This window comes from Nitrospina gracilis Nb-211, assembly GCF_021845525.1.
Taxonomy (GTDB): Bacteria; Nitrospinota; Nitrospinia; order Nitrospinales; family Nitrospinaceae; genus Nitrospina; species Nitrospina gracilis_A.
Genome location: NZ_JAKJKD010000001.1, coordinates 433,535 through 450,114, shown reverse-complemented (window position 1 = coordinate 450,114; position 16,580 = coordinate 433,535). Strand labels below are relative to the sequence as shown.

15 protein-coding genes are annotated in these 16,580 nt (G+C 59.7%); 14 read left to right on the top strand and 1 reads right to left on the bottom strand.

Annotated elements, in window-relative coordinates; genetic code table 11:
- The first annotated feature begins 26 nt into the window (after positions 1-26).
- The 11 genes from J2S31_RS02185 to rfaE1 all read left to right on the top strand — a co-directional run bounded on the left by J2S31_RS02185 (position 27) and on the right by rfaE1 (position 11,956).
- The gene (locus tag J2S31_RS02185) at positions 27-1,409 is read left to right on the top strand and encodes a YjgN family protein (protein WP_237097410.1); all 1,383 of its coding nucleotides are present in this window, start codon (positions 27-29) and stop codon (positions 1,407-1,409) included.
- Between the two features lie 27 nt (positions 1,410-1,436).
- On the top strand, positions 1,437-2,624 hold the full coding sequence (locus tag J2S31_RS02180) for a M48 family metallopeptidase (RefSeq protein WP_237097409.1): 1,188 nt from the start codon (positions 1,437-1,439) through the stop codon (positions 2,622-2,624).
- 2 nt (positions 2,625-2,626) lie between these two features.
- Complete coding sequence (gene rfaD, locus J2S31_RS02175; RefSeq protein ID WP_237097408.1) at positions 2,627-3,604, top strand: ADP-glyceromanno-heptose 6-epimerase; 978 nt, start codon at positions 2,627-2,629, stop codon at positions 3,602-3,604.
- A gap of 151 nt (positions 3,605-3,755) precedes the next feature.
- Positions 3,756-4,418: a pentapeptide repeat-containing protein gene (locus J2S31_RS02170; protein ID WP_237097407.1), complete on the top strand. Its 663-nt coding sequence runs from the start codon at positions 3,756-3,758 to the stop codon at positions 4,416-4,418.
- 92 nt (positions 4,419-4,510) lie between these two features.
- Positions 4,511-6,646: an MASE1 domain-containing protein gene (locus J2S31_RS02165; protein WP_237097406.1), complete on the top strand. Its 2,136-nt coding sequence runs from the start codon at positions 4,511-4,513 to the stop codon at positions 6,644-6,646.
- Between the two features lie 114 nt (positions 6,647-6,760).
- Positions 6,761-7,285: a peptide deformylase gene (gene def, locus J2S31_RS02160; RefSeq protein ID WP_237097405.1), complete on the top strand. Its 525-nt coding sequence runs from the start codon at positions 6,761-6,763 to the stop codon at positions 7,283-7,285.
- The gene (gene fmt / locus J2S31_RS02155) at positions 7,282-8,238 is read left to right on the top strand and encodes a methionyl-tRNA formyltransferase (RefSeq protein WP_237097404.1); all 957 of its coding nucleotides are present in this window, start codon (positions 7,282-7,284) and stop codon (positions 8,236-8,238) included. Before def ends, fmt begins: the two co-directional genes overlap by 4 nt.
- 9 nt (positions 8,239-8,247) lie before the next feature.
- A complete protein-coding gene (locus tag J2S31_RS02150) occupies positions 8,248-9,192 on the top strand; it encodes a UDP-glucuronic acid decarboxylase family protein (protein WP_237097403.1) in 945 nt (314 codons plus the stop codon).
- Positions 9,193-9,202: 10 nt separating this feature from the next.
- A complete protein-coding gene (gene radC, locus J2S31_RS02145) occupies positions 9,203-9,907 on the top strand; it encodes a RadC family protein (RefSeq protein WP_237097402.1) in 705 nt (234 codons plus the stop codon).
- Positions 9,908-9,927: 20 nt separating this feature from the next.
- Entirely contained in the window at positions 9,928-10,488 is a 561-nt protein-coding gene (locus J2S31_RS02140; protein ID WP_237097401.1) for a D-sedoheptulose-7-phosphate isomerase, read from the top strand.
- A gap of 1 nt (position 10,489) precedes the next feature.
- The gene (rfaE1, locus tag J2S31_RS02135; protein ID WP_237097400.1) at positions 10,490-11,956 is read left to right on the top strand and encodes a D-glycero-beta-D-manno-heptose-7-phosphate kinase; all 1,467 of its coding nucleotides are present in this window, start codon (positions 10,490-10,492) and stop codon (positions 11,954-11,956) included.
- Positions 11,957-12,038: 82 nt separating this feature from the next.
- Here rfaE1 and elbB read toward each other — a convergent pair whose 3' ends face one another.
- On the bottom strand, positions 12,039-12,704 hold the full coding sequence (gene elbB, locus J2S31_RS02130) for an isoprenoid biosynthesis glyoxalase ElbB (protein ID WP_237097399.1): 666 nt from the start codon (positions 12,702-12,704) through the stop codon (positions 12,039-12,041).
- Between the two features lie 328 nt (positions 12,705-13,032).
- On the opposite strand from elbB, the gene J2S31_RS02125 reads away from it, so the two are divergent.
- From J2S31_RS02125 to J2S31_RS02115, 3 genes are all read left to right on the top strand, one after another.
- The gene (locus tag J2S31_RS02125) at positions 13,033-13,521 is read left to right on the top strand and encodes a hypothetical protein (protein ID WP_237097398.1); all 489 of its coding nucleotides are present in this window, start codon (positions 13,033-13,035) and stop codon (positions 13,519-13,521) included.
- A gap of 43 nt (positions 13,522-13,564) precedes the next feature.
- A complete protein-coding gene (locus J2S31_RS02120) occupies positions 13,565-14,425 on the top strand; it encodes a hypothetical protein (protein ID WP_237097397.1) in 861 nt (286 codons plus the stop codon).
- A gap of 81 nt (positions 14,426-14,506) precedes the next feature.
- Entirely contained in the window at positions 14,507-16,570 is a 2,064-nt protein-coding gene (locus tag J2S31_RS02115) for a hypothetical protein (protein WP_237097396.1), read from the top strand.
- The last annotated feature ends 10 nt before the right edge of the window (positions 16,571-16,580 follow it).

Below are 16,580 nucleotides of genomic sequence, written 5' to 3'. Positions count from 1 at the left end.
TCCTTAATTCAAGGGTCAGAGGAGTCATGAGCCAATACGTCAGCCTCAATTCCTGGGACGGCAACGACATCAACCGCGCCGCCTTCCGCCTGGCCACGATGTTTGCCCTGACGCAAAAAGAAGCGGGGCAGATCGTCAAGCAGGTCAAAAAGGGAATCCCATGGCGGTTCGCCGATCCGCTCGACAATCAAAGCGCTCAAAACGTGAACCGCTACCTGTCCAGCCAGGGATTTTCCGTGGAGTTGATTCCGGTCGAAAGCAACGGCGATGGCGCCACCGCGGCGATGGGAAATGATACGGCCATGATCCCGAGTTCGATGGAAGAGACGGCGCACGCCACTTACGGCGGCGGCATGCCGCGGGACGATGCGGACATGGACGCGTTTGACGCCGCTACGGACTGGGATGAAGGCTTTGACGAAGCGCCCCCCGCCGATACCGCCACCGACGAAGCGATGGTGGCGGAGGGACCGCAAAAAATGTACAAGGTGGAGTTCCACGGCGTCGGCGGTGAACTGTTCCGCATCATGTTCGTCAACACCATCCTCACCATCCTCACCTTGGGCATCTATTCATTCTGGGCGAAGACCAAGGTGCGCAAATACACCCTGGAACACACCTCCTTCAACAAGGATTACTTTGCATACCACGGCACCGGCGCGGAGTTGTTCCGTGGCGCGGCATTCTTCTCCCTCATTCTGATCATCGTGGGTGTCGGAAGCGCCGCCCTGCAGATGTACCTCGGCCCCGGCTCGCGGGAAATCGTCGAGCCCGCCGTAGGTCTGGTGATCCTGCTGTTGATCCCGGCACTCATGGTCGGCGCGTACCGCTACCGTCTCACCCGCACCTCGCTTCGCAACATCCGCTTTTCATTCCGCGGCAAGCGCGGCCAGGCGATGCTGAACTACTTCGTCGGTTACCTGATGACGCTGTTCACGGTGGGCCTGTACTACCCGTTCTTCCTCGCCAAGATCAAAAAGTTCTGGGTCGAAAACTCGCACTTCGGCAACCAGGCGTTTCATTACACCGGGCAGGGCAAGGACCTCTTCGGCCAATTCCTGCTGTTCGTGTTGCTGTTTCCGCTGACGGCTGGCCTCAACATTCCCTGGTGGCAGGCGTACCTTTCGCGTTACAACTGGAGCCACACGCACTTCGGAAGCGGCTCGTTCAAATTCACCGCAAGCGGCTGGGAAATGTTCAAACTCCAGTTCGGCAATCTGCTGATCCTGGTCTTCACGCTGGGCATCGGGTTTGCCTGGGTGATCTGCCGGCGTCAGCAGTTCCTGGCGAAACACCTGTCCTTTGAAGGCGCCATCGACATGAACCGGGTGATCCAGGACATGCAGAAAAGCGGCGCGTTCAGCGAAGGCGGACTCGACGCGCTGGACATCCCACTCGATTTCGGTTGATCCCCGCACCTCGCAAAGGAGCGCAGTATGGCGGCCACCCCGGCGGCTTTCCGGGCCTGGTATTACGACGGCCGGACGGCCAACAAACATCCCGTACTCATCCGCGCCACGCCCCAGTCCCTGACCCTGCGTTTTAAAAACGGGCAGGAAATCGATTGGCCGTACCCGCAGATTCGATTGTCCCCGTCCGGTAAAGGCAAAAAGTCCGTCCACCTGGAGCGCACCACCGGAGACCCGGCCCAGTCCGTTACCGAACAGTTGCTGGTGGAAGACACCACCTTCCTCGAGCAGGTGGAAGCCATCGCCCCGAACGCGCTGGGCAGTTTCTGGTCCCGGCCGAAGCACGCTTCCAGCCGCCGCATCCTGCTGTGGCTGGCGGTGGTGGCCATTCCCTTTCTGCTGTACGGGGTGTGGACGCTCGCCATCCCGGCCATGGCGGACCGCGTGGCCGAGAACGTACCGGTGGAGTGGGAGGTGAAGCTGGGCGACACGGTGTACGAATCGCTTTTCCGCGGGGCCCCGCAGACCGCCGTGGGCACGCAGAAACAGATGCTGGACGCCATCTCCGAACGCCTGCTGGCCACGGTGCCGGACCAGCCTTACGACTTCCGCGTGTCGATCCATCCCTCCAACCAGATCAACGCGCTGGCCCTGCCGGGCGGCATCGTGGTGGTGTTTCAGGGACTGCTCAACCAGACCGAGTCGGCGGAAGAACTGGCGGGCGTTCTCGCCCATGAGTTCCAACACGTGTTGCACCGCCACTCGACTCGCGGTATCATCCGCCAACTGGCTTCCGGCATGCTTCTCTCCATGATGGTGGGCGACACCAACAGCGTGATGAGCGGTGTTCTGCAGACGGCGGGCGAACTGGACAGCCTGCGCTTCAGCCGAAGCATGGAAACCGAAGCGGACCGGGAAGGCATGAAAATGATAATCGCCGCGCGCATCGATCCCAAAGGCATGGTGCGCGTGTTCGAGAAACTGGAAAAGGAAGAAAAGAAACTGCTTGAAATGGTGCAGGACGAGACAGGAAACGTTCCTGAGTGGACGCAGTACCTCTCCACCCACCCCGCCGCCGGCAACCGGGTGAAGATGCTGGAGAAGATGTCCGCCGGCAACGGCGCCCCGCCCCAACCGCTCCTGCCGGATGCGGACTGGAGCACCATGCACAAGAAATCATCAACCCCCCCACAGCAAAAAACCAAAGAACCGTAATCATGATCATAGTCACGGGAGGAGCGGGATTCATCGGCAGTGCCCTCGCGCACAGCCTCAACCAGCGCGGGCACGACGACCTCTGGATCGTCGATGTGGACGATCATCCGGAAAAAAAGAAAAACCGGGAAAGCCTGAACCATTCCCGCTTTCTCGACCGCGATGAATTCATAAAAGCGGTGGGCGCGGGAGACGTGCCGAAGGTGGAGGCGATCTTCCACATGGGCGCGTGTTCCTCCACCACCGAAACCGATGAAGAGTTTCTGCGCATCAACAATCTCGAATACACCAAGACGCTGGCGCGCTTCGCCCTCGACCAGGGTGCGCGTTACATCTACGCCTCCAGCGCCGCCACCTACGGCAACGGCGAACAGGGATACAACGACGATGAGGACCGCCTGGACGACCTGAAACCGCTCAACCCCTACGGCCACAGCAAGCACCGCTTCGATGTGTGGGCGCGCGACGAGGGACTGCTGAAGCACATCGTCGGCCTGAAATACTTCAACGTGTTCGGTCCCAACGAATATCACAAGGAGGACATGCGGAGCATGGTGCTGAAAGGCCACCTTCAGGTGCGCGACACCGGGCGCATCCGCCTGTTCAAATCCTACCGCCCCGAATACGCCGACGGCGGGCAGGAACGCGACTTCGTTTACATCAAGGACGCGGTCGCCATGACGCTGTTCTTCTACGATCACCCGGAGGTCAACGGCCTCTTCAACATCGGCTCCGGTACCGCCCGCAACTGGAACGACCTGGCCCGCGCCATCTTCGACGCCATGAACCAGAAGCCGCTCATCGAATACATCGAGATGCCCGCCTCCATCCGCGACCAGTACCAGTACCACACCTGCGCCGACATGCGGAAAATCCGGGATGCCGGATACAACCGGAGTTTGTCCTCGCTGGAGGAGGGTGTGCGGGATTACATCCGCGAGTACCTCATTCCCGGCAGGCGGCTCGGCGCCTCCGCCTGAGCCCCGCCGGCCCCCCCCGAAGGCCAGCGCGTTTTCCCCCCACCACCTCCTTTTGGGTTTTTTTCCTAATGCATTTCAGTCTATGATTGGGGTTTCAACACCCCAAATCAATCATTCGCAAATGCATCATATATAAACCAAAGGCAATACAATGAGACATCTTTCAGAAGAAGAACTGCTCGAATTGTGGGAGCAATATCGCGAGGGCAAAGACGCCTCCGAGGTGGAGAAGAAAGGTGAAATTCTGAACGCCATGTGGAAAAACCGCATCAGCATTCCCACGCTGGCGAACCTGCACCTGCCCAAGGTGGACCTGTGCGGCATGGACCTCACTTATGCCGACCTGTGCGGAGCCAATCTGCAAAACGCCATCCTCATCGGCACCATCTTCGTTTCCGCGGACATGATCGGCGTGAATTGCCGGGAAGCCAACCTGGGCGGCTCCAACTTTTTTGATGCGGAGATCAACGAGGGCAATTTCGCCGGGGCCAATCTGGCGAAAGTGGATTTCACCGAAGCACGCGCCGTCGGCACCGTGTTCACCGGGGCGGACATAGGACACGGTTCCATTCTCATGGATTCGGATTTCTCCAAGGCCGATCTCAGTCGCGCCAGTTTGCAGGGAGCGAAATTTCGCGGCACCAACCTGTCCGGAGCCAACCTCAAAGGCGCCGATCTGCGGGGGGCGGAGGAGCTGACGGCGGAACAGGTGCGCACCGCTGTCATCGACCGCGAAACCAAAATGCCCATGTACATGAAAATCAACTGGACCGCCAACGGCGAATTCGAGTGCTACGTGGAATACCTGGAATGAGCCGCCTGCATCCCGCCGTTCCAGAAAACGGTGGTGCCCCTGACCGAACCGCCCTATAATTTAAGGAATTCCACCACTCAAGGGCAGATGGGATGAAGGCGCCCCGCACTCAAGGGATACGACGCAACCTCGGACGGAACCTGCTGACCGCCCTGCTTTATTTCCTGTGCGGATTCGGCATGGTGCGGCTGGCCAACGTGTACGGCTATTCCATCCCCCTGTTCGCGCCCGCCGGGTTCGCCTTGGGCGCATACCTTTGCTGGGGCCCGCGCATCCTTCCCGGAATCTGGCTGGGATCGCTGACCTTCACAATGTTTCTGTGGAGCTCCATGGCCGCCGTACCGGGGTTCACCCTGCTCGGTTTCTTTCCGGTCGCCACCTTCATTGCCCTGGGGGCCGTTATCCAGACCGCCACCGGCGCCCTGCTCCTCAGGTACGGCGTCGGCTCGATCAACCCCCTGACCCGCATTCAGGACGTCCTGATCTTCATCTTCGGCGTCGGCGCGCTGAACTCCACCATCCATTCCACCCTCGCGCAGACCAGCCTCCTGCTGGGGGGATTCCTCCAGCCGGACCAGTTCGCTTCGGCGTGGATGACCTGGTGGCTGGGCGACGCCATGGGCATATTGACCGTGACACCCCTGTTCATGGTGTACCTGTCGACGGGTCCGATCCGGTTGACGCGCAGTCAGGCGCTGGAAGCCACGGCGCTCGCCTTTTTCTTTTATTTCACGACGCAGATGGCGTTCGGCGACTGGCTGATCTACTGGCACTATCCGCTGGTGTACCTGCTGTTTCCCGTGCTGGTGTGGTCGGCGTTCCGGTTCCGCCAGGCGGGGGCGGTGATCGCCATTCTGCTGGTATCGCTGGCCGCCATCTGGGGCACGGCGCAGGGACGCGGTCCCATGGCCCTGCAAACGGTCGAAAGTTCGCTCCGTCTGCTCCAGTTCTACCTGCTGGTGCTGACCATCATGACACTCATCCTCACCGCCGCCATCAGCGAAACCGAAGCCGCGGAACAACGCACCTCCTCGCTGGGCCGCATCCTGGAAAACTCGTCCAATGAAATCTTCGTGTTCGACGCCAAGACCCTGAGGTTCCTGCAGGTCAACCTGGGGGCGCGGCAGAACCTGGGTTATTCGATGAAGGAACTGGCACAGTTGACGCCCCTCGACCTGAAACCGCACTTCACCCGCGAAAAATTTTTCAAAATGCTGGAACCCCTGCAGGGCGAGCTCCAGCAGATCGTGTTCGAAACCCACCACCGCAGAAAAGACGGCTCCACCTATCCCGTCGAGATGCGCATTCAGTACTCGGAAATGGCCTCACGCCCGGTTTACTTCGCCATCGTGCAGGACATCACGGAAAAGAAAAAAGCGGAAGAGGAGCTGTTCAAGTACCGGCACAACCTGGAAGAACTGGTGGAACAACGCACCGCCGACCTCGAAAGCGCGCACCGCCAGTTGATGCACGCGGAAAAACTGTCCGCTACCGGCAAGCTCGCCGCTTCCATGGCGCACGAGTTCAACAACCCCATCTTCGGCATCCGCAGTGTGCTGGAAAAAGTTTTCCGCCGGGGCAACCTGCAGGAAAAGGACCGTGATTTCGTCTCGCTCGCCATCAAGGAATGCGACCGCATCTCCAACCTCATTAAAAAGCTGTTGAACTTCCACAGCCCGTCGTCGGATAAAAAAGAGGTGTTCAATTTCCACGAAGCGGTGGAGGACATGGTGTTCCTGATCAAGAAGAAACTGAAGGAAAAGAACATCGATCTCGTCCGCAGCTACTCCTCCGATGTCAAAAACATCGAGGCCGTACCGGACCAGATCCGGCAGGTCATCCTGAACATTCTGCAGAACGCCGAGGAAGCCATCACGGAGCCACATGGCAGCATCGGCATCCGCACCAGCCTGGAAAAAAGCAACATCCACCTGGAAATCACCGATACGGGCCAGGGCATCTCACCGGGCACCATGAAGAACATCTTCGATCCGTTTTTCACCACCAAGCCGCTGGTCAAGGGCACCGGGCTGGGCCTGTCCGTCAGTTACGGCATCGTCAAGATGCATGGCGGCGACATCCGGGTGGACAGCAAGCCGGGACAAGGCACGCGGTTCACCGTCATCCTGCCGGTCAAGGCCCGCAACCTGCACATCGACATTCTGCAAAACCCGGCGCTGTTGTCTTTCAACCAGAAGGAACCGGATTCCACCCCGCCGCATTCCTGATCCCTGAAAATTGGCCATTTACCGAAAGTGCTTTATAATGACCGCACCACGTTCCAGCACGGCCAATACGCCGTTTCCGCATGGGGCACATGACCGCAATTCAAGAAATAACAAATGTCTATATTAAACATACGCAATTGTCTCGACCCGGTGCTCCGCAAAAAGTGCGAGCCGGTGAAAAATATCGACGGCAACCTGGTGACGCTGTCGAATGACATGATCGAAACCATGTTCGATTCCGTGGGCGTCGGGCTTGCCGCCAACCAGGTGGGCATTCCGCAGAGGTTGATCGTGGTCGATTTCGGTTTCGATGCCGAAAGGAAGGAAGACCACAACCCCCTCATCATCGTCAATCCCATCATCACCGCGGCGGAAGAGGAGCAGGACGGGCAGGAAGGGTGTCTCAGCATTCCGGAGATCGTTGCCGACGTACCGCGCTTCAAGCGCGTGGAAGTCAAGGGCGTCGATCTCGACGGCAACGACGTGCGCTACGAGGTGGAAGATTACCTCGCGCGTGCGTTCCAGCACGAACTCGACCACCTGGAAGGCAAGCTGTTCTGGGACATGCTGGGCCGCACCAAGCGCGACATGCTGAAACGCAAATTCAAGAAACTGCTCAAAGAGCAAGGAGCGGGATGAACATCGTCTTTCTCGGCACGCCCGATTTCGCCGTGCCCACGCTGAAGGCCCTGCACGCGTCGCGCCACACCGTGCAGGCGGTGGTCACCCAGCCCGATCGGCCGAAAGGCCGCGGCCGCGCCGCCCAGCCGCCGCCCGTCAAGGAGTTCGCACTGGCTCACGGACTCGACGTCCTGCAACCCACGAAAGCCAGCGCGCCTGATTTCGTCGAACAGTTGAAACCGTTGCAACCCGACCTCATTGTCGTCATTGCCTACGGTCAACTGCTGAAACCCAACTTCCTGGAACTGCCGAAACATTTCTGCATGAACATCCACGCGTCCATCCTGCCGAAGTACCGCGGCGCCGCGCCCATCAACTGGGCCATCATCAACGGCGAAACCGAAACCGGCGTGACCACGATGAAGATCGACCCCGGCCTCGACAGCGGCGACATGCTGTTGATCCGCAAAGTGCCCATCGGGCCGAACGACACCGCACAGGACGTGCACGATGCGCTGGCCAAAGCGGGTGCGGAGCTGGCGCTGGAGAGCATCGATCAACTGGAGGCGGGGACGCTCCCCATCACGCCGCAGAATCCCGACGAGGCCACCTTCGCCCGCAAGCTGAAAAAAGAGGACGGCTGGGTATGCTGGAGCCAGCCCGCGCAACGCCTGCACGACCTGGTGCGCGGACTCAACCCGTGGCCCGGCGCCTACACGTTCCTGAACGGTCACCGGCTCAAGCTGTACAAGACGGAAATCGCACCGCGGCAACCGACCGACGAAGCGGGCACGGTTCTGCGTGTCACCAAACACGGCATCGAAATCGGCACCGCCGACGATCGGCTGATCCTCACCGAACTGCAACCCGAGGGCAAAAAGAAAATGAACGCGCAGGACTTTCTCGCCGGGCATGACGTTCAGATCGGCCACCGGTTCGAGTCCGCGCCGCAACCCATCCAATCCGAATAGAGGACACCCATGCCAACCACCCTGGTGACCGGCGGCGCCGGATTTGTGGGATCGCATTTCTGCGATCTTCTGCTTGATAAGGGACACGAGGTGGTATGCCTCGACAACTTCATCACCGGTTCGCGCGACAACATCGCGCACATCACCGATTCGCGATTCCGTTTCATCGAGCACGACATCACCGAACCGTTTTCGTACGACGGCCCGCTCGACTACGTGGCGCACATGGCGTCGCCGGCCAGCCCGCCGGATTATTACGCGCATCCGATCGTCACGCTCAAGTGCGGCTCCTACGCCACGCACCACACACTGGACCTCGCGCGCGAGAAGAACGCCGTGTTCCTCATCACCTCCACGTCGGAAGTGTACGGCGACCCGCACGAGCACCCGCAACCGGAAACCTACTGGGGCAACGTGAATCCCATCGGCCCGCGCAGTGTGTACGACGAAGCCAAGCGCTATGCCGAGGCTTTGACCACCGCCTGCCACCGTACCCACGGACAGGAAGTGCGCATCGTGCGCATCTTCAACACCTACGGACCGCGCATGCGCCTCAACGATGGCCGCGCCATCCCCAACTTCATGCACCAGGCGTTGAACGGACTGGACCTCACCGTGTACGGGGACGGCACCCAAACGCGCAGTTTCTGTTTCGTGTCCGATCTTGTTGACGGCATTTACCGCCTGATGACCTCCAGCATCAACGAGCCCGTCAACATCGGCAACCCAAAGGAAATGACCCTGCTGGAGATGGCCCAGAAAATTTTGCAAGTCACCGGGAGCCAGAGTAAAATCGTTCACAAACCATTGCCGGAGGACGACCCCAAACTGCGGCGGCCCAATATCGACAAGGCCCGCCGCCTCCTTGGCTGGGAGCCCCGGGTCGATCTGGAAACGGGACTCCGGGCCACTCTGGACTATTTCAAGCAACAAATGGAACCCCCGAAGACATGATGGCGCTCTTATGGCAGACAACTCCACGTCCTCGTCCTCAATCAAGCATTGGCCCGAGGATGATCGTCCCCGGGAACGGCTCGTCCGTTACGGCGAAGACAAATTGTCCGACGCGCAACTGCTCGGCATTCTGATCGGGTCGGGGGACCATCGGTCGCAGAAAAACGCGGTGGACATCAGCCGCGAACTCCTTCAGGAGTTCGGGAATTTCCAGAGCATCGACCGCGCCTCGGTGAACGAGTTGTGTTCCGTTCCCGGCATCGGCGTGGCCAAGGCGGCACAGATCAAGGCCGCCATGGAAATCGGCAAGCGCATGGCCGCGCACAGCGTCGGCCAGCGGCAGAAGATGAATTCCTGCCAGTCGTTTGTGGACCTGTACGCACCCTTCCTGAAAAATCTCAGAAAGGAAATCGTTAAAGTCGTCCTGCTCAACCAGAAGCTGAACATCATCCGCGACCTCACCATCTCGGAAGGCAGTGTGGACGCCAGCATTGTGCATCCGCGGGAAGTGATGATTCCTGCGATCAAGGAATCCGCCGCGCGGATCGTGCTCATCCACAACCATCCCAGCGGCGACCCGACACCCAGCCATGCGGATATCGAAATCACCCACCGCGTCTCCAAGGCGGGCGAGATCATCGGCATCCAGTTGATCGATCACATCATCATCGGCGGCTCGGAGTATTACAGTTTTTCTGAAGAAGGTTTTTTGTAAGCGAAACTCAAAGGAACCCCATGGACCGGATCAAGGAATTTCTGAACGAAAGCGCGGATCTGAAACGCGAAGTCGCCAACACGCTGGCGCCGCAGATCCTCGAGGCCATCAATCACGTGCGTCACAGTTTCGAGAACGGCGGCAAGCTGTTGCTCATGGGCAACGGCGGCAGTGCGGCGGACGCCCAGCACCTGGCGGCGGAGTTCATCGGCCGTTACAAACTGGAGCGCAGCCCCATCCCCGCCATCGCGCTCACCGTCGATTCGTCCATCCTCACCTGCGTCGGCAATGACTACAGTTTCGACGACGTGTTCGCCCGCCAGGTGAAGGGGCTCGCGCGGAAAGAAGACACGGTGATCGCCATCAGCACCAGCGGCAACTCCGGCAACGTGATCAAGGCAGTGGAGGCGGCGAAGGAAATCGGCGCGGTCACCATCGGGTTTCTCGGCAAGGGCGGCGGCAAACTGAAAGACCTGGTGGACGTGCCCATCATCGTGCCGTCTGCCGACACCGCGCGCATCCAGGAAGTGCACATCACCATCGGTCACATCCTCTGCGAAATCCTTGACCAGGAGTTCTAGGATGAAAACCAAATTCCAGCACCTGTTTGATGAAAAGAAACGGCTGAAGATCCTCGTGGTCGGCGACCTCATTCTCGACGAATACATCTGGGGATCGGTCAGCCGCATCTCGCCGGAAGCGCCGGTGCCCATCCTGGAGAGCAAATCCGAAAACCTGGCGCTGGGCGGCGCGGCGAACGTCGCCAACAACCTCGTGGCGCTGGGTTGCGACGTGTACCTCGTCGGCGGCGTCGGTAAAGACGAAAAAGGCGACAAACTGCTGGAACTCATCGGCAACCGCAACATCCACACCGACGGCATCTTCCGTTTCGTTCACCGGCCAACGACGTCCAAAATCCGGGTCATCGCGCACAACCAGCAGGTCCTGCGCATCGACAAGGAAGACAACCGGCCCATCATGGTGGAGACGGAAAAGAAGATCATCAATTACATCAACGAAACCGTGCCGCAAATGGACGGCGTCATCTGCTCCGACTACAACAAGGGCATTCTCACCGAAAAAGTGACGCACACCATCATGCACCGCGCCAAGAACGCGAAGAAACACGTGGTGGTCGACCCCAAGGGCACCGACTTCAGCAAATACAAGGGATGCACGGTGATCACGCCGAACCAACTGGAAGTCGAGCGCGTCGCGCCGATCAAGATCGCCACACAGGACGACCTCGACCGCGCCGCCGAGTACCTGATCTCGCTGGCGAAGGCGGAATCGATCCTGGTCACACGCGGCAAGGAGGGCATGATCCTCTACCGCAAGAAAAAGAAACCGGTGAACATCCCCACCGTCGCACGCGAGGTGTTCGACGTCACCGGCGCCGGCGATACGGTGATCAGCGTGTTCGGCATGTCGCTGTTCAGCGGCTTCACCTTCGAGGAAGCGGCGCGCCTGTCCAACATGGCGGCGGGCATCGTCGTCGGCAAAATCGGCACCGCCGTCGTCACGTTGAACGAGCTCAACCAGTTTCTGCAGGAAGACATGCTGCGCACGTCGCCGACCATTCTCGAAGTCGAGGAAGCGAAAAAGATCGTCAGCCTCGCCAAGAACATCGGCAAGAAAGTGGTGTTCACCAACGGCTGTTACGATCTCATCCACGGCGGGCACATCGAGTTCCTGCAAAAATCCCGGCGCATGGGCGACATCCTGATCCTCGGCCTCAACAGCGACGAATCGGTGCGCGCCATCAAGGGACCCAGCCGCCCCATCAAAAACCAGCAGGAGCGCGCGAATATTCTCTCCGCCTTGCAGGATGTGGACTACATCGTCATCTTCAACGAAAAGACGCCGGAAAACCTGATCCGCGAACTCCGGCCCGATGTCCTGGTCAAAGGCAACGACTACAAAATCGATGAAGTGGTGGGGCGCGAAATCGTGGAAGCCTACGGCGGCAGGGTGGCGCTGGTGCCCATCGTCAAGGGCCTGTCCACCACCAACACCCTCGACCAGATTCTGCAACACCACAAAATCTGACCGCGCAGAGCGCAAACAAAAAAAGGGCCCGGCAAATCAGCCGGACCCTTTTTGTTTTTCACAGAGACGATACGGCGCACCGTCAGATCATCTTGATCAGTTCCTTCACCGTCTTTTCGATGCCTGCGGCGACTTCCGAAATGCTCTTGCCCAGCATGTACGCCGGACTGGTGACGATCTTCGCCGCCTGGTCGATGACGATGTCCTCCACCGCGCAGTCCTGGTGCTTGCTTCCCATCGCCACGATCTTGCCGCTGGTGCCCTTGTCGTTGCCGATGGTGAGCGTCGGGTGCATGCCGGTATCCTTGTAGATGCCCGCCATCACCGCCGGAGCGATACACACCGCGCCCTGCGGTTTCTGTTTGTCCTTGAATTCGCGCACCAGCCGCTGGACTTCCGGATGCACCTTGCAGTTTTCCCCGTTCACCGCGAAGTCGCACAGGTTCTTGGCCGCGCCAAAGCCGCCGGGGAAAATGATCGCATCCAGGTCATCCGCCTTCACCGTGGTGATGTCCTTGATCTCGCCGCGGGCGATGCGCGCCGACTCCACCAGCACGTTACGGCTCTCGCCCTTCGCCTCTTCTCCGGTGAGATGGTTGATGACGTGCATCTGGTCCACGTTCGGAGCCATACACACCGCCTCCGCTCCGTTGCGGTCGATGGTCAGGAGAGTGATGACGGCTTCGTGGATTTCCGATCCGTCAAACACGCCACATCCGGCCAGCACCACACCAATTCGCTTTTTCATAATGGACACCTCCCCCTGGAGACCCAGGTTGAATGATTGAAAATGGGTGGATGGTTCCGTTTCCTGTTATTTGCGAAAATTCTAGCACAAATGTTGAACGCCTTCCAAAACCCTCGTGCGTGCTCCCTGTACGCCGAAAAGCCCGCACCGTTGTGAAAAGCCTCAGGCTTTGGGGTTTTATTTGGGTCTGGGCGCGGGATGTACTAAAATGAGGCCAAATTCTTAAATCAAACCGGAACGCACGTCTTGCAGAAATGGCGCGGCGGGTTTCATGCATTGGAACACGTCCGGCGCGCGCGGGCCTTCTCGATTTCCATAAAGCAGATTCATGACCGACACCCACACCGTAGAAACCAACATCAAGTATTCCATCGAAAAGAATGGGTACCCGGAGAAAACGGTGAAACTGCCGTTCAAGCCCGTGTACCAGAGTTGCAAGGACCACGGCACCGCGCTCCAGACCGTGCTGGCCAACCTGAAGAACGAACAGATCACCGGCCACATCGAGGGCGACTACATCGTGTTCCCGTCGCCTCACCACAAAGAAGTGGCGAAGGACCCGGAAGTGGAACCGTCCACGAACGCCTACACCCCGCCCGGCGGCGGTGCGGAGTCGTGGCTCGACATGCTGAAGCGCATGCCCGGGCTCAACAACCTGTCCAACCTGGAAGGGGAAATGCAGAAGGCCATGTCCCAGCTCACACCGGAACAACTGCGCGAAGTGCAGGAGCGGGTGAAAAACATGACGCCGGAAGAAAAACAGGCCATCATGAAATCGCTGGGCGACCTGTTCAAACCCAAATCCGGGCCGCGCTGAACCGCATATCCATTCACCCTTCATTCAATGTGATTCCGCAATCATGCTTATCTTTGCCAAGGACATTTATCAACGCGAACCCCGGTTGAAACGCGAGGCGGACAATCCCGAGCTCGCGCAGTATATGGAATACCAGCGCCAGTTGTTTCCCTACACCATCGTGCGCGCCGGGCTGGACCTCGCTTACAAGGAACTCGACGACATCCTGAACTATGTCGAAAACGATCACCAGAAACCCGAAGGCTCGCAACGCGACTCGTATCCGGCGGACGTCCCGGCGTGGTACCGCGACCGCTTTCCGTGGTCGGCGTCGTTCCTGAATATGGAAGACATGCACAGCCTGATGGTGACGCTGATCCAGTCGCTCGACTCCTTCCGCACCTTCGAGCGCGGCACCACGTACCAGTGGGTGATCCTGTATGACGCCACGCACAACATCGTGCGCGTGTACAACGATCTGCTCAAGACCAACCCCAACGGTGCGCGCGACATCCGCCTGAGCCGCGAGGTGGAAGTGGATTTCGACGACTTCATCAACACCTACTGGCCGCACCTCGAGTTCATGATCCTGTCGAAACCCGATTACCCGCACCGGCGGCTGATGGAACGCAACCACGAAATCGAGGAAGCCATCAAGGCGCAGTTGGCCGACGGCGCCTCGCCCTTGAAAGCACTGGAGGACGCGGCCCGGCAGTTCTCTTTCGCGCCGGGAACCCTGCCCCTTTTGCGGCGCGATGCGGTCACGCCGGACGTCGCGATCCTGGAGAACGTGCCGATCGAGTCCAATCCCTACGACCCGATCCAGAAACCGACGCCCGCCGACGCGCCGATCCCGAACGTGCCGTGGGTGGAGGCGGAGTACGAACTCACCTTCCAAAGCCGGCCGCGCGTCACCGCGGGATAACCCAAACGCATGGTCTGCCTGCTACGAGCCACATTCCTTTTGTGTTAGAATTGCGCGGTTTTCAACACCCGCGACCGGCGCATGACGCAATCCACCACATCCCACAACACGTTCCGCATTCAGGGCACCGACGGCATCCGCCGCGAAGTGGCGTTGTCCTCGCACCCTTCGATCAAGGGACTCACACCACAGCAAGCGTTTCTTGAAAAAGGCGTCATCACCGACCTGTTCATGGAGCAGTACGCCTACGCCCACGTGCAGACGGTGCTTAAAGAGCGGCGCCGCGACACACGCCCGGTGTTTGCGGTGGCGTGGGATCCGCGCGACATCGAGGGCAAGTTCAACGAGGCGGTGGTGCGCGGCATCCGCAAGGCCGGGGCCGACGCCCACGTGCTGGGCATTGCGCCGACGCCCTTGGTCCCGATGTACGTGCAATACGCGAACGCCGACGGCGGTTTCATGGTCACCGCCTCGCACAACCCGAAGGACCAGAACGGCATCAAGATTTTCCTCGCGCACCGCGGCATGAAGCTCCTGCCGGAAAACGACATCGCCCTCACGCGCGCGCTTCTGGACGCACCCCCGCTCGTCAATCATCCGTTGCAGGGGAAACGCATCGACCGGCATGAATCGGCGCTCGACCTGTTTCTGCACTTTTCCCTCGATCCGGAAAACAGCTGGGTGGACGATCCCGCACGTTTTAAAAACATCACGCTGGTGGTGGACCCGGCCTGCGGCGCGTTGACAGGAATCGCCGCCGCCGTGTTGCGCCGCGCCGGATTCGGCCGGGTCATCGAGACCAACACGCACATGGACGGGCATGTGAACGTGAACAGCGGCGTCGCCGACCTGGAAGGCCACCGCACCATCACGGCGGAGGAGATCGATTCCAGATCCGGCGCGTTCCGCAAGCACAAGGCGGTGGTGAAGCTGTTCCAACTGGGACGCAGGCACCGGGCGGAAATTCAAAACGGCAAGCGGCGCATCGCGGGTGCCGTATTCGACGCCGACGGCGACCGCTTCTACCGGCTCGACTACGATCCATTTCAGGACCACCTGACTGTGTCGAGCGGCGACGAAACCGCATACCTCCAGGCCGCATACCTCGTTGGAAAGCAGCCGGACCGCTACAAAAACGCCGCGTACATCCACACCGTCGAAAGCGATCTGAACACCGGCATCGCCGCACAGAAACTGGGATTGAAACGCCAGCTCTCCGCCGTCGGCGACAAATGGATCCTGTACCGCATCGCGATGATGATCGCCCACACCCGCATCCAATCGTTGCCAGCCAAACAAAAAGCGCCGCTCCAAAAAAAATTGAACGCCTTGCAAGCGGACGGACGTTTCGACGTAGCGCAGTTTGAAACGCTGGAACGAGAGATCGACCGCCTGGGTGGCGGCCGTGCGGACGCGCCGCTTTCCCTTGCCTTCGCGGTGGGGAGCGAGGAGACCGGGCACAACATCACCCTCGGCTGGATGAACACGCAGGCGGGAGGGCGCGTGCCCGTGTTCTGCGGCAACGGACTCAAAAGCGCGCTCAACACCTTCGCCGCCACGGAATCGCTTCTGCAAAACAAACCGGCGAACCGGTATTACTCCGTGCTCGCCAAACCGTTCGCGCCCGGCTTCAAGGCAACGCTCTATGCCTATTATGTGAAACAGGCGGAGTTTCATCACAATTCGCCGGTGTGGAAACGCGTGCTGACGCTCATCCGCAAACAGGCGAAGGAGCTGGGCTTCGTCTGCAAGACGGTGCGCTTCGGCGAAGACCCGGACATGCTGTACGTGGCGATGACCTCCGCCGACGGACGCGAGGCGGCGGTGTTCGTGCGCAATTCGGGAACGGAAAACAAGATCGGCGTCAACCTGCGCGGCGCAAAGCCAAACGCCAAAGCGCTGAACGAAATCGGCGAGGCCACCCTCCGCCTGCTGATGCAGTCGCTCAAGGACAGCGCGCATCCGTTGCACACCGTGGAGCAGGACCTCCTGCAACGCATGAGCCAGGCACCGCTGGCCGCGCCCAAGGCAAGCGAAGACAGCGCCCAGCGCGTGCTTCGCGAGATGGGCAAGCAGGGTTTCACCCGCCTCACGCTGAAAGGTTTCGTTTTAACGCCACGGGGGAAATGGTATATTGAGGGCTGACAAACTCAGC